Below are 17,987 nucleotides of genomic sequence, written 5' to 3' on the forward strand. Positions count from 1 at the left end.
GAAATATAGGAGCGATGATGACACGAATTCGGGCAATATCATACGCTGCCGCGATCGTTGTGCTGGGCGTCCTTCCAATCGCGGGATGCGGCGGCCGGACGGCGACGGGCAGCGCGCCGGCGGCTGCTACTCCGCAAAGCGAAGCTCAGACGCAGGCGGCGAAGTGGGATGCGCAGGCGGCCAATTTGAGGGCGGCGCAGCAGGCCCAGCAAAATGGGGCGCCGCGCTGAAAGTTTGTGCATGATCGACATTTCCGTGAACCGATGATGGGATATCCCGTCATCGGTTCTTTTTGCACGTAACGCCTGTCTTTGGCCGTATAATAAAAGGATGAATACCGATCGAGTTTCCTTGCATGGCTAAAAAAGGACCGACGATCAAGGATGTCGCCGCCCATGCCGGGGTCAGCGTGATGGCGGTCTCACGCGTCTGTAATCCGAACGGCGCCGGACAGGTCTCGGAGGCGATGCGTCGCAAGGTGATGGAGGCGATCGAGACGCTGGGGTATCGCCCGGACACTCTGGCGCAATCGTTGCGCCGGCGCCGGTCCGACACGGTGGGCTTCTATAGTAATTATCATGGGGCGTTTGTTTCGGATGATGAATTTGGGCGCAGCATCTTCACCGGTCTTCAGGATGCTTCGACGGAGCTTGAGCAGGATCTGCTGATCTTCACGGTCCCTGAGACGCCGCAAGCGCCGAGCAAGATCGTGCATGAACTGAGCACGAGCAAAGTGGACGGCGTGATCTTCCTGCCGCGCGCCGGCGACGAGGAGCTGGCGAAACTGCTGATCGCCTCGCATCAAAATGTGATCGCGATTGGTGAAGCCATTTCCGGAATGACGTCGGTGACCGCGCAGGACATCGACGGCTCGCGTCGTCTTGCCGAGCACCTGCATTCGCGCGGGCACCGGCATGTGATGTATCGCCAATGCGGGTATGGCCTGGTGTCTGGAGAGCGTAGAGCGGCCTCGTTCCGGGCGGCGGCGGACGCGCTTGGCATGCAAGTTACGGGGACGCGGACGTCCAGCATCATGGACGATTTGGATGATGAGGAACGCGAGCGGATCCGAACCGCCCAGGACAGCAATCTGACGGCGATCGTGGGCTGGCGCGACATGTCGGCGGTGAAGGCGGTTGTTTATTGCCGGGAAATCGGCTTGCGAATTCCCACGGAGATGGCGGTCGCTGGGTTCGACGCCCTTACCCCGTTTCTCTGTCCGCCCGAAATTAATCTGACGACCATTGAAGTCGACTGGGCGCGGATCGCGAAGCGCGCGGTCGGCTATGTCGTCAACGGCGGCGATTTTTCCGGGCCTGGCGAGCCCGGGGATGTGGTCGTCCATCGAGACGGCGCAGTGGAAATCGCGATCGATTGTCCGCTCGTGATCGGCAATACGACGTGACCTGGGACGGCGCGAGGATAGGATCGAAATCGTGATGGGGAAAAAGGCGCCGACACTCAAGGATGTCGCCCAGAGGGCCGGCGTCAGCCGGATGGCGGTGTCGGCGGTGATCAACAACATGCAGTCCACGGTGCGCGTGGCGCCGGCGACGCGCGAGCGGATCTTCGAGGCGATGGCCGAGCTGCGTTATCAGCCGAATGTGACCGCGCGCTCACTGCGCCGGCAGCAGACCGACACGATCGGTTTCTATAACGGGCACGGCTACATCGATATGCGCGATCCGTTCGCCCCGAGCGTCTTCCAGGGGCTTCAGTCCGCCGCGTCCTCGTTTTCCAATCACTTGCTGCTGTATAATGGTTTTCACTTGAAGGAGCAGGACGCCGTACGCCATAAGCTGCTGAGCAGCAAGGCCGACGGGGTGGTGATCTGGCCCGCGCCGGGCGATGAGGCCCTGGTGGCGTCGCTCGCGGGAACCGATAAGCCGCTGATCCAGTTCGCCGAAGCTTATCCCGGCCTGCCGGCCGTCGTCACCGACGATTACCGAGGCGCGCACGCGCTGGCCGCGCATCTAGCCGAGCGCGGACGCACGAATATCCTGTTCCGTCGCGGCGTCGCGCCATTACGGTCCGAGGTCGATCGGTATCAAGCCTTTGCCGACGCCGCCGGGGAATTCGGTCTTTCCCTCACCACGACCATGCCGGCGGACCGGTTCGACCACCTGACCGACCAGGAAAAAGAGCTGATCCGGCGCGGCTCGCCCGCCGGCCCATTCTCCGCCGTCGCCTGCTGGCACGACGCTTCGGCGATGCAGGTGATGCGGCACTGCTTGCGCGAAGGTATCCAGGTTCCGGACGACATCGCCCTCGCCGGCATCGACGGCTTCGCCTGGCGCGAATTCCCCCCGGAGCGCCCGCTGACGACGGTCGTGATCGACTGGTCGCTCCTCGCCCACCAATGCGTCGAACTGCTGATCGAACGCGTCCACGGCCGCGAAATCCCCGATCGCACCATTGTTCCGGGACGCCTGCGGATTGGGGCGACGACTTAGAAGAAGGAGGGGCCCTCACCCCCCTCCACCCGCAAGCGGGTACCCGGCTCTCCCAAAATTGGGAGAGGGGGAGTCAGAGTTTTAGTGATAAGATCTTTTGGATCAAAGATCCAAAATCTTTCTCTTAACCCTCTCCTAAGATTGGGAGAGGGTGGCCCGAAGGGCCGGGTGAGGGCCGCCTCCCGATCCTACCCCTTCTCCCCAAACACATCGAAGCTGTAGAGCGAGTAGCCGAACTGGGTCGCGCGCTTCTTGCCCAGCATGCGGACCCATCGCGCCTTGACCGGAGCAAATGAGATGGTTTCTAAGTCCCCCTGGCCTTTCGTGGTGGAGTAGACGGTTTTCCAGTCCTGGCCGTCGTCGCTGACCTGGATGTCGTAGGCTGACGCGTAGGCGGCTTCCCAAACGATGTTGACGCGCGCGACGGTGGTCGGCGCGCCCAGGTCCACGGCGATCCATTGCGGATCGGACGGGGCGGAGGACCAGCGGGTGCCGGAATCTCCGTCCACCGCGTATTCGGGCGGGGTGTCTTCGCCCGACTGTATGGAGGAGGCCAGGACGGGTTTGCCGGTCGCGAGCGATGGCTTGACCATCGGCGGGGCGGGGATTCCCATGCCAGGGACGGACTGCGTCCAGTCCGAAGTGAGGCGCAGGTCGGTTTTGAGCGGCAGGTCGCGGGAGGAGGCGCCGACTTCGACCTCGTAATTGCCGCCATCGGCCTTCCACTGCTTGCCGGCGACATCGCAGTACGCCAGATCCCGCGGCGTGAGGGTGAACGTGGCGGTTTTGGTTTCTCCGGGCTGGAGGGCGATCTTAGCGAAGCCCTTGAGCTCGCGGACGGGCTTGTCGATCTTGGGGCTGGGATCGTGGACGTAAAGCTCGGCGATCTCGGATCCGGCGCGCTGTCCCGTGTTCGTAATATCGGCGGTGACGGTCACCTGACCGCTGGACGAGAGTTCGGGCGTGGCGATCTTGATATTCGAGTATTTGAACGTCGTGTAGGAGAGACCGTAGCCGAAGGGATAGATCGGCGCGACCTGTTTTTTGTCGAAATGCCGGTAGCCGACGTAAATCCCCTCGTCGTAATGCACCACGTTCTTGACGCCGGGGAAGTTGCCGAAGTCCGGGTAATCTTCACGGCGCGCGGCGATGGTGTCGGTCAGCTTGCCGGAGGGGTTGACGTCGCCAAACAGGATCGCCGCCAGCGCGTCGCCGCCTTCTTCGCCGGGCAGCCAGGCTTCGACAACTCCCGGGACTTTGGGCAGCCAGTCCGCCATCAGCACCGGAGCGCCGTTGTTGAGCACGACGATCGTATTTTTGTTCGCGGCGGCCACGGCGTGGACCAGTTCGGCCTGAACGCCATCGAGCGCCATCGACGACCGATCCGAGCCTTCGCCCTCATTCTGCGATCCGACAAAGACAATGGCGACATCGGATTTCTTCGCGGCCGCGATGGCGTCCGGGAACTGCGCGCCGCCGGGGAGGATCCAGTTCAGACGCAGCAGCGACCCGCCGGCGCCCTGATAGTAGTCCACGCGGATATCGTACTGACGGCCCGCGACAAGATCGATCTTGCCGATGACCGGGGCGCCGCCGCTGTCGATCCAGTGATCGATAATGGTCTTGCCGTCGATGACCAATCGACAGCCGTCGTCAGCCGCCAGGGCGAAGGTGTAAGATCCTGTCGCCGGCGCCGTCAGCTTCCCGGTCCATCGCACGCTGAACTTCGTCTCTCCGATCCCTTTGGGGCGCTGAGAGGAATCCCATTGGAATTGGAGCTGTGGATCGGTACGCGTCGCCACCGGCTTGCCTTTCAGCTCGGTATTGTCGAAATACTGGCCGCGCAGGCCGTGCTGCTTTGAATCCGTATCGGGGCTCAGCGCGCTTTCGGGAACCACGGCGCTGCCTGAGCCGAGATCGGAGGCCGAGGCGTAGTTGATTTTGACCCGGTCGCCGGCGCGGTTTACGATGCCCTGATATCCCGAGACGCTGAAGTAAGGCGTGACTGTGGGGCTGCCGCCTGACGCAAACTGCCAGTTCTTGGCGCGCGGGCCGATCACGGCGATGGATTGCAGCTTGGCGGCGTCCAGAGGCAGGATGCCCCCCTCGTTTTTGAGCAGGACCATGCCCTTCTCCGCCGCTTCTTTGGCGAGGCGCTGATGTTCGGGAGAATCGACCACGCCGGCGTCGGGCGTGCGAGTCCCGTCGAGCAGGCCGACGCGGATCACCGTGCGCAGGATGCGCTTCACGGAGTCGTCGATCGCTTCCTGGCGCACCGTTCCGGCGCGCAGCGCTTTGGCGAGTTTATCGTGAGTGACAAGGCCCGGCCCCGGCATCTCCAGATCGTTTCCGGCGTTGACGACTTCCCCGGTCGCGTGCACGGCGCCCCAGTCGGACATGACCAGACCGTCAAAACCCCATTCGTTTTTCAGAATTTCGGTCAGTAGATACCAATTGGCCGTCGCATGGTAGCCGTTGATCCGGTTATAACTGGACATGATCGTCCAGACATGGCCCTCGCGCACGGCGGCCTCAAATGCGGGCAGGTAGATCTCGCGCAGGGCGCGGTCGCCCACACGGACATCCACTTCGCCGCGGTCCACTTCTTCGTTGTTGCAGGCGAAGTGCTTGACGCAGGCTCCGGCCCCCGTGCTCTGCATTCCCAGGATATAGGGAACGACCATCTGCGACGCCAGATACGGGTCCTCGCTCATATACTCCGAGTTGCGGCCGCCCAGCGGCGACCGGTGGATATTGACCGCCGGCCCCAGCATGACCTCGACCCCCGGTCCTTTGTTCAGCGCCTCCATACCGATGGCCTGACCGACCCGGCCGATCAGATCCCGGTCCCACGACGACGCGACACAAACGCCGCAGGGGAACGCCGTCGCCGGCCCCGTCGTGTCGTCCGGGCCGCCGCGCACGCCCGAGCCGGCGTCGGCCATCGCCATTGCCGGGACGCCCAGGCGCAGGATCGGCTGCGTGGTAAAGCCCGTCCCCGTGAGAAAGGAGAGCTTCTCATCCTGAGTCATCTTGCCGAACAGATCGCTGACCCGCGCCTCCAGCGGCGCGGTCCGGTCTTGGTAGGGGGAGATCGCCTGCGCGTGGGTCAATGTGACCGGAGCCAGGAGAGCGGCGGCGGCCAGCGTGAATCGTAGGAAGGAGCGTGCGGGAGCAAAAGAAGTCATGTTTCAACGGAGCCTTTCGGAGATATTGGTTCTCTTCGCCATGATGCCGGCGTGCGATGGCGCCACGAATGTATATTATGGCGCCATCTTCGGCCAGATGAGCCATCCGTGGCGACACAGAGATAGGAATGAGATATAATAACAGCAATGACGGCAATTATCCCGCCGGTCATTGGAATGGTGGTCGCTGTTGAAATCGGTTCGCGAGGAGAACAATCGGGTCACGCTTAAGGATGTCGCCAAACGCGTCGGCGTGAGCTATAACGCCGTGTCGAAAGTCCTCAACCAGACGCGATCGAATACGGCCGTCTCGGAATCCACGCGCGCCCGCATTCTTGAAGTCGCGGCGGAGATGGGGTATCAGCCCAACATCCTGGCCCGCTCGCTGCTCAATCGCAGGACCAACATCACCGCCCTTTATTTCGATCTTCTGCTGCATACCGACGAGCCGTTCACGTCCTCGGTCATCGCCGGCGCGGAGCGCGGCTGCCAGGCGTACGGCCAGTCGCTGCTGCTTTACAGCCGGCGTCCCAACCAGACGGCTCAGGAAGTCCACCAGCAGCTCGTCAACGGTCTGGTCGACGGCATCGTCCTGGCGGCGTACAGCGACCCGGTGCTGCTCCAGCTCCTCGAAAACGCCCATGTCCCCGTGGCGGTGTACCCATATCCCACGCTGAGCTTCCCTTCGGTGGCGGCGGACGAAATGGCGGGCGCGCGCGCCGTGATGCAGCATTTGAAGGAGCGCGGCCATACCGACATCGTCTATCGCGCCTTTCCCTGGATCGAGGAGAGCCGCAGCGCCTGTTTTCGCGCCGCGTCGGAGGCTCTGGGCTTGCGCATGACAAAAGTCCTCGCCGCGGACGCTTCGGGCAACATCAGCCGCGAGGAGCGCGAGCTGTATCACCGGCCGCGCGCCGATCGTCCCACCGCCGTCGTGTGCTGGAACGACGAGTTCGCCTATCGTCTTCTCGACTACCTCGACGACGAGCGTATCCGTGTCCCCGACGACCTCGCCGTCGTCGGCTTTGACGGCTCCTACACCTTCCCGAAGCCCAAGCGGAAACTGAGCACGGTCTTCGTCCCCTGGAACGACATGGCCTACCACGCCGTTTCCATGGTCACCGAACACGAAGGCCGGCAGTCCATGGAAGAGCACCTGACGTTTCCCGTCGAATTGATCGTTGGGCATACGACATAAGCGGCCTTCGGTCGTCGGCTTCGTCGTGATCCATCCTGCCCGAGCGACCTATCCCCGCGCTTCGATTGAACTCGGATCGTTTGCGCGCCTTGGGCGAGGGGGATTGCTGCGGTTGTCGTCACCCAGGCGCGAGGGAGGCGAGTACGCATCATATTTCCTGAAATTTCCGATTGGGGCGCGGCGTGAGACGTGTCAGCGGCCGGAAGAAATTCTCTTCCGGCCGCCATATGTTCTCGACGCCAAGGAGATGCCGGCGCTAAGGCTTCGTCGGCTGTCCGCTGGACTGTATTTGCGCGATGATCGACGCCTTCTGCTGCTGCGGGATATTAGGATTGTCCTGAATCTGCTTGATTGCCTTGGCCTTGCCTTCCTCGGCGTTGCCGACGATAGGCGAAGGAGACGTGGGCGCTGGGGCAGATGATTGACACCCGCTTGTGATCATTGCAGCCAGGATCACAAGCATACCGCATAGAAGCGGAATCCGTTTTTGGAGCGTCATCGCCATTCCTTCTATTGCCATTTGTCACAAGCGCTCGGCCCTGAGTTAGGAATTCCGTTCTTTGCTTCCGGATACCACGAGGACACTCCGTAAGGTGAATTTTCCTGGGCGGGGCCAAAAATGTATTTGCACCATCCAGAAACGCCGGCAAAAGTTCCGAGCTTCATGGATTTCACATGTCCGTCACAGAAGACCATGTTGCATGTGCCGGTGTGTCGGAAACGCGGCATCTGGGACGCGAGAGGATAGATGGCCCATTTGCCTTGGTCGGTGTCTCCGCGCGTCGGAGCGCTGAGATCGAAATTATTGTCCCACCAAGCCCATGCAACTGAAGAAAAACGTACGTCTGAAAAGTCGCTCGCAGAGCCGTTGGCTCCCATATAACCCTTTTCAACAATAAGCACTTTGTCAGCGGGATTGACAATCTGCGCGAGCGACGCGGAAGGATACTGAACACCGATATTATTTCCCCAAGCGAAATGGCTCATATCACCGCCAATCGCTTCATTCATGCCATATTGACGGGATGCATTCTGGACCGGAAAGTCAGGACAGTTCCAAACGCCGCCGGTCAACTCGAAGTGTCCTGTATTTGCGCTGGCTACCTGACTGCCGTTCTTTACATAAGGATTCACAACCCACTGCCAGGTAACAGGGTCGTTTGAACTCGATCCTGAAACTTTAGCCCAGTCTCCCGCATCGGATTCACGCTGAATGAGCGGGTAAATCTCATCGTAGTCCTGGACGTATTGCAGCATCGCTAGTCCAAGTTGTTTTTCATTGGAAAGACAGGAAATCTGACGCGCCTTTTCCCGAGCTTTGGCGAAAACCGGGAACAGAATAGCGGCTAGTATCGCAATGATAGCGATAACTACGAGGAGCTCAATGAGCGTAAATCCACGAGACTGATTGATCTTCAGCATGATGCTATCCTTTCTGGACAACGACGAACGGTTAATGAGTACTGGAAAAATGCGTCACAGACGCTGGTTTACGTTGGTTCCTTTTAGACTTTTTGGCTTCAAAGCGCAGAAATCATTCAAAATCAATTCAACCTTGAGTTCGAGTATATAACATCGAGTTTAATTTGTCAAGCACCAATTTTTAGGACATTTTCTCTTTGCGTATTCCAATGTGCAAAATACCGGGAAAATGCCAATTTTGACTGTGTCACGCCGTGAGAATTCGCGCCGTCAAAAGGTTCAATGGGACCATCCCGAGAGATTTTTGGGAATATGGTCGATCGATCGCCAAAGGAACAGCCGCTCTCTTTTCAAAGAGAGCGGCTGTGTGGTTGATATTGTCCGGCGCGCGGGGGAGCGGCCGTCGGTGAAGGTTATTCGCTGCGGGCGCCGAGGCGGAATGCAAACGTGCGCCCGTGTGTGGTGAGAGGGCGCTCAGCGCCGCTGGCTTTGTCCAGGGCGCTGCGGATATGGCCGAGGGTGATGTGGACGCATGGCTCTTCCAGCAGGGAGAAGTGGGTGCCTGGCGTTTCAATGACATCGATGCACTCCGCCATTCCCTCCCAGCCCAGCAGCTCGTCACGTCCAGACCGCCGGTACTGGAGATGCGCTCGCAGCAGCAGGAACTCGCCGGCGTAGGGCGTGGGATGGTATTTTGCCCGCGCTCGCTGTTCCGCGCGCTTGACTTTCAGGAAGACCTCCGGAAGCTCACGGCTGATCGGATTCTCGTTCGTCCACTTCCAGAGCTGCCCACGGGCCTGGATGAGCTTGCCGACAAGCTTGTGGGTGCGCGAACGCAGATAGGGCAGGCGATCGCCGGGGCGGCACGCGGAGAGGTTCTCCCGGTGGAACAGGACGGCGTATCGAGCGGCGCGACCGACCCGGCGCACTTTTGAGCCGGTTTGGCTGCCGGCGTCTTTCAGTCCCGGAGCGAGCGTGTCAAACACAATCAGACTGGCGACTTTCTGTCCCGAGGCGCGCAGCTGCCGGGCCATCTCGAACGCGACCAGGCCCCCGAAGGACAAGCCGCAAAGATGGTACGGACCTTGCGGCTGCACGGCGCGCATATGCTTGATATAGTAGGCCGCGAGCTCCTCCACCGATTCGTGCGGCTCGTCCACTCCGTTCATTCCGATCGGCTCAAAGGTGTATACCGGCTGGTCGTCGCCGATCAGCGTCGCCATGGTGCGATAGTAAAAGGCGCTTCCGCCTCCCACCGGGGCGCAGAATAGCGGCGGCAGGCTTCCCGAGGCTCGCAAGGCGATCAGCGGCGACCACGTGTGCGTCCCTTCGTCCTGGCTGCGCAGCAGATCGGCCATCGCATGGATCGTCGGCGCCCGCAGCATCTCCGCGAGTGTAAGAGACGCCGAGAACGCTTTGTTGACTTCGCTCAGCAGACGTATCGCCAGCAGCGAATGCCCGCCCAGATCGAAGAAGCTTGTGTAGGGGCTGACGCGGGCCAAGCCTAATACGTCACGCCAGATTGCGGCGAGATCCTCTTCAATCGGGGAGCCCGGCTCCTGAATCTCGTCCGTCTCTTCCGATTCCGTCCAGTCGATGGCGGGCAGGGCGCGCTTATCCACCTTGCCGCCCGGCGTTTTGGGCAGTGTATCCAGGATTACGAGCTTGGCGGGAACCATGTAAGAGGGCAGGCGCTCCTGGAGGTATGTCCGCAGCGCCTCTCCCGTCAGATCGCCGCCGGGCGCCGGCGCGGCGTAAACCGCGATCCGATGCTCATCGCCATCGACAACCGGCGCCAGCGCGGCGGCGTCGGCGACGCCCGGGTGCAGGGCCAGCGCGTTTTCGATTTCGCCAAGCTCGATCCGGAAGCCGCGAATTTTGATCTGATTGTCGCGCCTCCCCATGAACTCGATCTCGCCATCCGCCCGGTAGCGTCCCAGATCGCCCGAACGGTAGAGGCGGTCGCCGGAAACAAAGGGGCTAGAGAGGAACCGCTCCTCGGTTCGGGCGGCGTCATTGAGGTACCCGCGCGCCACGCCCGCGCCGCCGATGTAGATCTCGCCGGTGACGCCGCGTGGAACCGGTTGCTCCCATTCATCCAGCACATAAACGCGGACATTGGGAAGGGGATGACCGATCGGGATCTCGCTCGACTCGTCCGCCGTAATATCGCACGCGGTCGCCACGACGGTTCCTTCGGTCGGCCCATAGGTGTTGATGATCTGCACGGTCTGGCCGTAATACTTGCGCCATGTGGCGAGGCGGTCGGCGCGCGCTTTTTCGCCGCCGATCACGATCAGCCGCAGCGACGGCGGGATCGCGTCGGCGTGGTTCGACGCGGCGCGGGCCAGCTCGTGCCAGAACGCGGTCGGCAGACTCAGGAATGTCAGGCGCCATTCTCCGGCCAGTTTCCAGAAATCCGCCAGCGTATCGAGCATCTCGCGGGTGCGCACCACCAGTGTCGCTCCGATCGTGAGACAGGGGAAGATCTCCTCAATGCTCGTATCGAAGCAGATCGACGCGAATTGCAGCACGCGGTCCGTGGATTTCAATCCGTAGGTCTGAGCGGCGGCGCGGACATAATGCGTCAGCGAGGCGTGCGTGACGGCGACCCCCTTGGGGCGGCCCGTGGAGCCGGACGTGAACATGACGTAAGCGAGATCGTTTGGAGATGTCGCGGACTCGGGATTCCGGTCGTCCTGCTGGTTCAGCGGATTCGCTTTGTGGTCCAGCGGGACGATGCAGCCTTCAAATCCCGCCAGCCTTCCGGTGAGTGACTGCTGCGTGACGACCAGCGTCGCCGCCGCCGTCGCCAGGATCGTCTGAATACGTTCCGAGGGGAACGCCGTGTCCAGCGGGACGTAGGCTCCTCCGGATTTCAAAATGCCGAGCAGGGCGACGATAAGATCTGGAGCGCGCTCCATAAGGACGCCTACAGGAGCGTTAGGACCAATTCCATAGCTCTGCAACAGGTGCGCCGTTTGATTCGCCCGCGCGTTCAGCTGGGCGTAGGTCAGGGCGCATCCTGGAAACTCGACGGCGACGGTGTCGGGAGTGCGCCGCGCCTGCGCTTCAAAGAGCTCCTGAAGGCTGGAGGCCGCCGGGTAGTCGGCCTGCGCGCCGCTCCACTCCTCCAGCAGCTGCCGGCGCTCGGCGCCGCCGATCAGCGGCAGATCGGCGATCGGGATATCCGGATTTTCCAGAATGCCCTTCATGAGGATGCCCATCCGATCCGCCATGGCGGCGACGGTCTCGGGCCGGAAAAGGGCCGTGTTGTATTCGAAGCCGACAAGAAGGCCGCTTTCGACCTCGCTGGACGAAATGGTGAGGTCAAATTTCGACACGCCGCGATCCACGGCGAACGGGGTGGAGATGATATTCGCCAGCGTGAACGGCGCCGTCGCGCCCCGTCCAAACCCAAAAAGCACCTGAAAGACGGGGTTGTAGCTGAAGTTGCGCTCCGGGTTCATCTCCCGGAAGAGCTTTACATACGGCGCGTTTTGATGTTCGAAGGCGCCGAGGGTGGTGCTTCGGACTTCCCGCAGCATCTCCCGGAAGGTCGACTGCCCGGAAAATCCGGTCCGCAGGGCCAGGGTGTTCATGAAATAGCCGAGCAGGTTCTGCGTCTCGGCGCGATCTCGCCCGGAGATCGGGGTGCCGACGACGATGTCGTCCTGTCCGGTATGGCGGTAAAGCAGTGTCTTGACGCACGCCAGAACCGTCATGAACAGCGTCGCCTTTTCCTCCAGGCCGATGGCCTTCAAACGCGTCAATTCGCCGTGCGTCAGTACGTGGCGGCGCACGATCGCCCCTTCAAACGTCTGGGTGGTCGGACGTGGATAATCGATGGGAAGCTCCAGCAGCGCGGGCGCGCCCGCCAGCTTCCGCTTCCAATAATCCATCTCTTTTTGCAGGGTCTCGCCTTGCAGCGCGTCGCGCTGCCACACGGCGTAGTCGGCGTACTGGATGGGCATTTCGGGAAGCTGCGCGGGCTCACCGCGATGGTGGGCGTCGTACAGAGCAGACAGCTCCCGGAAAAGCACATCGCGCGACCAGCCGTCGGAGGCGATATGATGGGTCACAAGAATGAGCACGTTTTCCAGTGGGCTCAGGCGCAACAGCGTCGCCTTCAGGAGCCGGTCCACGCGCAGGTCGAAGGGGCGGCTGACTCGCTCGTAGACGAGTTTCGCGACCTCGGCTTCCCGGTCCGTCTCCGGCAGCGACCGCAAGTCGATCGTTTCCAGCATCGGCGGAACGTCGGCGTCGATGACCTGCACCGGATGGCCGTCGACCTCCATATACCGCGTGCGCAGAATCTCATGGCGCCGGACAAGGTCGACCAGAGTCGCGGACAGGGCGTCAATGTCCAGCTCGCCTTCGAGACGCATTGCGCGCGGAACGTTATAGGCCGACCCAGGCGTCATCTGGTGCTGCAGCCATAACAGCTCCTGCGTATACGAAAGCGGCGTGGCGGACTCGAGCGCTCGTCTTGGGATGGCGGCGTTGTCCGTCAGTCGATTTTGCTGCTTGAGACGCAGTTCGAGCAGGGCCCGCTTTGCGGGAGATAAATCTTGAATTTTCATTGAATAAACGAGCGCCCGATCGTCGGACGCGACCATCACAAAACGCCAATAAATGATAGGAAACCGCACGCGAAATAATAAGAGGGAAAGTACGCCATTATACTATAAGTTAAAGCCCCATTGCATAGACTGTGCCAAGCTGACGCCCAAACGTGAAAAATTATTAAAAATTTCTTATTGTGATATTTGCCCTTATCCCGCTGCTGTTCAGCATTATGCTCGCTTGTTAAGTGTGGTTGATACATCGAAAAGAAAATCCGTTTTCGTCTACATGGCGCCTTGGCATAATTTATGCATTTTACAAGACTTACATTATGTTTGAACCGCGCCGTCCGTTTCGTTTTATGAAATATGGTAAATTTACCTGCGGAATATTTGTAATGGTTAATTATTAATACTGGAGATCATTTCGAATGCTGGATCAACGAGTGACGGGATTTGAGTTGTCGCTCCTGCAGGAGCGGCTGTATACGCTTTCCAAAGGACAATCTGTTTTTCAATGCCGGACCGCCGTGCTGATCGAAGGGACGCTGGATGTCGCTCGGCTGCGAAGCGCGATTGAGACCGCTATTTCGAGCTACGAGATACTTCGCACGAATTTCCGTCTTCTCCCTGGGCGTCGCCGTCTGCTGCAAGTGGTGCAGGCGAATCCGGCGGGCGCGCTGGAGATCATCGATATGCGTGCGTGGCGATCAGACAATGAAGCGCAACGAGTCCATCGCTATCTGGAGGACCTCGGCGCGGCTTCCATGGATTTGGACGGGGGCGCTCTGGCGCGCGTCCAACTGCTGACGCTTGGGGAGAACCGGAGCCTTCTGGTTCTGGCCGCAAGTTCGCTTTGCGCCGACTCATCAACGCTCACCATTGTGCTCAACGAGATTTTGCGCCGGTATGAGGGCGACGGAGCGGCTCCCGCCGAATCGCTGCAATACGCCGACTTCGCATCCTGGCAGCGCGATCTGATGGAATCCGATGAGGATGAGGCCAAGCAGGGGCGCGAATTCTGGAGCCGTCAGGAAATGTCCGCCCAGGCGCTGCGGACGCTGCCTTATGAGCGTCTCCAGCCGGACGCCGAGTTTGCCCCGCGGGCGATCTCCGCGCCTCTGGGCGACGACCTTGCGCGGGAACTGGCCGCGCGCTGGGAGGCGGACGCGGAGCCGGCCAAGGATTTCCTGCTGGCCTCCTGGGTCGCCCTTGTCTTCCGCCTGACACATCAGGAAGAAGGCGTGGTGGGACGCGTGGTGGACGGCCGCGCTTACGAAGAACTCCGATCGTCTCCGGGTCTGTTCTCGAAGGCGCTCCCGATCTCCTGGCGGATCGATGGGAACACGCCGTTCGAGGCGTTTGTCGATCAGATCGCCGCCGCGACGGCGGAGGCGGAGCCCTGGCAGGACTTCGCGCCGCTCGGCGATACGCCCGACGCTTCTCGCTTCTCGGACTTAAGCTTTACCTGGGAGCCGCGTTTCTCCCGGCGCTCCGTCGCGGGCGCCGAAGTCTCGCTCGTCGAGCAGTTCGCGGTTACGGATCATTTTGGCCTGAACCTCGTGTGCGGTTTGGCTGACGGTAAGGTGACGGCCGAGATCCGCTACGACGCCGGCCGGTTTGCGAGCGCGGACATCGTGCGGCTCGCCGAGCAGTTCGCTCTGCTGACGCGCGGCGCGGCGGCGTCCGCGAGCGCGCCCATTGGGGACCTCCCGATCCTGTCGGAACAGGAACTCCATCGGGTGACCAAGGAGTGGAACGCGACTGAAGCCCCGTATCCTCAGGACGCCTTCATCCATACGCTGTTTGAGCGGCAGGCGGAGCGCGTCCCGGAGGCGCCGGCGCTTGTCAGCGGCGGCGTCGCTCTGACCTTCGCGCAGCTGAACGCCCGCGCCAATCAGATCGCGCACACCCTGCGGGCGCAAGGCGTCGCGCCGAACGTTCCGGTCGCGCTGTGCGTGGAGCGTTCTGCGGACATGATCGTCGGATTGCTCGCGATCATGAAATCCGGCGGCTTCTACGCGCCGCTGGCCGCCGATCTTCCTCCCGCCCGCCTTCACGATCTGCTCGGCCAAACGCGCGCCGCGCTGGTCCTGACGCAAAGTCCGCTCAAGGATCGGTTCCAGGGCTGGGACGGACCGATTCTTTCCCTCGATACGGACGCCGGCCAGTGGGCGTCGGCTCCGGAAGGCAATCTCGCGCCGGTCAATACGGCGGACGATCTGGCGTACGTCATCTTTACCTCCGGATCGACCGGCGCGCCGAAAGGCGTGGGCAACCGCCACCGCGCGCTTGTCAACTACACGGCGTTCATCGCCGGCAAGCTGGGGCTGACGGACACCGGCGATTACGTCCAGCAGCACTTCGGCGTCGTCTCCACGCTGAACGCGGACCTTGGCAACACTTCCGTGCTGACATCGCTTGCGTATGGCGGCTGTCTCCATGTCATCGACTATGAGACGACCGTGGACGGGGAGCGCTTCGCGCAGTACGTTCAGGAGCATCCGATCGACGTGCTGAAGATCACGCCCTCGCACTTGCGCGCGCTGCTGGCGTCCTCCGAAAGCGCGATCCTGCCGCGCAACACTCTGTTTCTGGGCGGGGAAGCGCTCACCTGGGATCTGCTGGACCAAGTCCGGCGGCGCGGCTCCTGCAAGGTCTTCAACCACTACGGCCCGACGGAGACTACGATCGGTTCGCTGACGTATGACGCTTCCGGCTCGCATGGTCCGGACGACAGCGCGACGGCGCCGATCGGCCGCCCCATCGCCAATACCCGGATCTATATTCTGGACGAGCGGCGCAATCCCGTTCCTGTCGGCGCGCCGGGCGAGCTCTTTATCGGCGGCGCCGGACTGGCGCAGGGTTATCTGCATCAGCCGGAACAGACCGCCGAACGGTTCGTGCTGGACCCGTTTGTCGGCGACGGCGAGACACGCATGTACCGCACGGGAGACCGGGCGCGCTATCTTTCGGATGGCAATGTGGAGTTCCTGGGACGCATCGACGATCAGGTCAAAATCCGCGGCTTCCGCGTGGAGCCGGGGGAAGTCGAAAGTGTCCTGCGACGGCATCCCCAGGTCCGAAGCGCCGCCGTGGTGGTGACGGAGGATCAGCAGGGGGCAAGCCGCCTCGTGGGCTACTATGTCTCGGATTCCTCCATCGCCGCCGAACAAGTCCGCGAGCACCTGACGGACTACCTGCCCGATTACATGATCCCGGCGAGTTTGATCCCGATCGCCGAGCTGCCGCTGACTCCGAACGGGAAGCTCGACCGCAAAGCGCTGCTCGATCAGGAGACCGTCGCGCAGGCGGCGGCGTTTGTCGGGCCGCGCAATGCGACGGAGGAGAAGCTCACGGAGATCTGGGTCCAGATCCTGAAGCACGAGCCGATCGGCGTCCACGACGACTTCTTCGAGCTGGGCGGACACTCGCTGCTGATGACGCAGATCCTGGCGCGGATCCGCAGCGCTTTCCAGGTCCAACTGGCCCTGCACATGCTGTTCGACAAACCGACCATCGCGGGATTGGCCGGCGTCATCGACGGCGCGCAGTCGGCGGAGTCCGAGGACGACGAGATGCAGCGGCTTCTCGCGGAGCTGGAAGGCTTGACCGACGACGAGGTCAATCGCCTGCTGAGCGAAGAATCCAAATAAAATGAGCAGCCTCGGCGACCAAATCAGCCGGCTTTCTCCAGAGCGGCGCGCCCTTCTGGAGCAGAAGCTCGGGCGGCAGAGCGCGCCGCAGCCGATCCGGCGCCGGCGGCCGGACGATCCGCGAGTCGTCTCCTGCGCGCAGCAGCAGCTCTGGTTCCTGGATCAGCTCGCGCCGGGGTCCCCGGCCTATACCGTCCCGTACGCGCTGCCCGTGCGGGGAATCCTGGATCCGACCGTCCTGCAAAAGGCGCTCGACGCCATTGTCGGGCGGCACGAGATCCTGCGGACGATGTATCTGTCTTATCAGGGACGAGTGCTGCCCGCGGTCGCCAAAAACTGGTCGGTGGAGCTTCGTGAGGTGGATCTGCGCAGTTCGCCAATCGCCGACGACGAACGAAAGATTCAGGAGCTTCTGGAGGAAGACGGAGCGCGCCCGTTCGATCTGGCGCGCGATCTCAAGCTCCGGGCGGCGATTTATCGCCTGACGGACGACCAATCGATCTTCCTTCATGTGTCGCACCATATCGCCTGGGACCTGCACTCCCGCACGATCTTTTACCGAGAACTGGAGCAGTTATACGACGGCTTCCGGAGCGGGCGGGAAGTGACGCTGCCCGAGATGACGGCGCAGTACGCCGACTATGCGCTGTGGCAGCGCCAGCAGCTTCAGGGAGAGACGCTGGAGCGCCTGGAGACCTACTGGCGCGAACAGCTCGCCGGGGCGCCGGCGGCTCTGGATCTGCCGACGGACTTTCCACGGCCCGCCTTTCAGCATCTGCGCGGGACCCGGCTTCCGCTGCAATTGGGAGCGGATATTCTGGAGGCCGCGCGCGCGCTGGCCCGCGACAGCAAGGTCACGCTTTATATGACCTTTCTTGCGTCCTTCTATGTCTTTCTATACTGCTATTCCGGGCAGGACGATTTCAGCGTCGGCTCTCCGTTCGACGAGCGCAAGCTGGCTCAGATGGAGCCAATGATCGGGATGTTTATCAATACGCTTGTGCTGCGTGTCCGACTGGATCGCGGGATGACATTCCGAGACCTGCTTGGCCGCGTTCGCGATGTGGTCTTGGGGGCAATCGCGCACCAGGATCTGCCGTTTGACAAAATCGTCGACGCCGTGCAGCCGGCGCGCGATCTGAGCCGGATGGCGCTGTTCCAGTCGAACTTTCGGCTTCAGGGCGCCGCCGCGCCGCCGCTTCGCCTGTCCGGCGTGGAGATCGGCCCGAGCAGCGTGGTCGACAACGCGACGGCCAAATTCGACATTGCCCTGGAGCTGCCTTCCACGCCAAACGGGTGGGGGTATCTTGAGTACAGCACGACCCTCTTCCAGCCGTCAACCGCGCAGCGGATGGCGGACGGTTTCCAATTGCTGATTCGCGGTTTGTTAGAACAGCCTGAACTTTCCATCGACCGGCTGGACTCGGTCCGGATGATCGTATCCGGCGCCGGATCCTGCTGACTCTAAGGTGCGTTCAAATCGCACTAGAAACATGCAGCGCAAT

General features: G+C 61.7%; 10 protein-coding genes. 6 read left to right on the forward strand and 4 right to left on the reverse strand.

Going from position 1 to position 17,987, the window contains the following annotated elements; translation table 11 throughout:
* Nucleotides 1–14 precede the first annotated feature (14 nt).
* The 3 genes from D5261_RS12670 (at nucleotide 15) to D5261_RS12680 (ending at nucleotide 2,453) form a co-directional block, all read left to right on the forward strand.
* Nucleotides 15–230: a hypothetical protein gene (locus D5261_RS12670; protein WP_119321387.1), complete on the forward strand. Its 216-nt coding sequence runs from the start codon at nucleotides 15–17 to the stop codon at nucleotides 228–230.
* A 125-nt stretch (nucleotides 231–355) separates the two neighbouring features.
* Entirely contained in the window at nucleotides 356–1,405 is a 1,050-nt protein-coding gene (locus tag D5261_RS12675; protein WP_119321388.1) for a LacI family DNA-binding transcriptional regulator, read from the forward strand.
* Nucleotides 1,406–1,439: 34 nt separating this feature from the next.
* Nucleotides 1,440–2,453 carry a LacI family DNA-binding transcriptional regulator gene (locus tag D5261_RS12680; protein WP_119321389.1) on the forward strand — a complete coding sequence of 338 codons (1,014 nt, stop codon included), beginning with the start codon at nucleotides 1,440–1,442 and terminating at the stop codon, nucleotides 2,451–2,453.
* A 188-nt stretch (nucleotides 2,454–2,641) separates the two neighbouring features.
* On the opposite strand, the gene D5261_RS12685 is transcribed toward D5261_RS12680, so the two are convergent.
* On the reverse strand, nucleotides 2,642–5,641 hold the full coding sequence (locus D5261_RS12685) for a glycoside hydrolase family 3 C-terminal domain-containing protein (protein WP_119321390.1): 3,000 nt from the start codon (nucleotides 5,639–5,641) through the stop codon (nucleotides 2,642–2,644).
* A gap of 190 nt (nucleotides 5,642–5,831) precedes the next feature.
* Here D5261_RS12685 and D5261_RS12690 point away from each other — a divergent pair, with 190 nt between their 5' ends.
* A complete protein-coding gene (locus tag D5261_RS12690) occupies nucleotides 5,832–6,839 on the forward strand; it encodes a LacI family DNA-binding transcriptional regulator (RefSeq protein ID WP_165864187.1) in 1,008 nt (335 codons plus the stop codon).
* A 256-nt stretch (nucleotides 6,840–7,095) separates the two neighbouring features.
* On the opposite strand, the gene D5261_RS12695 is transcribed toward D5261_RS12690, so the two are convergent.
* From D5261_RS12695 to D5261_RS12705, 3 genes are all read right to left on the reverse strand, one after another.
* Nucleotides 7,096–7,338 carry a hypothetical protein gene (locus D5261_RS12695; RefSeq protein WP_125205962.1) on the reverse strand — a complete coding sequence of 81 codons (243 nt, stop codon included), beginning with the start codon at nucleotides 7,336–7,338 and terminating at the stop codon, nucleotides 7,096–7,098.
* An 11-nt stretch (nucleotides 7,339–7,349) separates the two neighbouring features.
* Nucleotides 7,350–8,261: a DUF1559 family PulG-like putative transporter gene (locus D5261_RS12700; RefSeq protein WP_119321393.1), complete on the reverse strand. Its 912-nt coding sequence runs from the start codon at nucleotides 8,259–8,261 to the stop codon at nucleotides 7,350–7,352.
* A 413-nt stretch (nucleotides 8,262–8,674) separates the two neighbouring features.
* On the reverse strand, nucleotides 8,675–12,844 hold the full coding sequence (locus D5261_RS12705) for a non-ribosomal peptide synthetase (protein ID WP_165864188.1): 4,170 nt from the start codon (nucleotides 12,842–12,844) through the stop codon (nucleotides 8,675–8,677).
* A gap of 413 nt (nucleotides 12,845–13,257) precedes the next feature.
* Here D5261_RS12705 and D5261_RS12710 point away from each other — a divergent pair, with 413 nt between their 5' ends.
* Entirely contained in the window at nucleotides 13,258–16,482 is a 3,225-nt protein-coding gene (locus tag D5261_RS12710) for a non-ribosomal peptide synthetase (RefSeq protein WP_119321395.1), read from the forward strand.
* Nucleotide 16,483: 1 nt separating this feature from the next.
* Complete coding sequence (locus D5261_RS12715; RefSeq protein WP_119321396.1) at nucleotides 16,484–17,944, forward strand: condensation domain-containing protein; 1,461 nt, start codon at nucleotides 16,484–16,486, stop codon at nucleotides 17,942–17,944.
* Nucleotides 17,945–17,987: the final 43 nt, after the last annotated feature.

Source organism: Capsulimonas corticalis (genome assembly GCF_003574315.2).
Taxonomy (GTDB): Bacteria; Armatimonadota; Armatimonadia; order Armatimonadales; family Capsulimonadaceae; genus Capsulimonas; species Capsulimonas corticalis.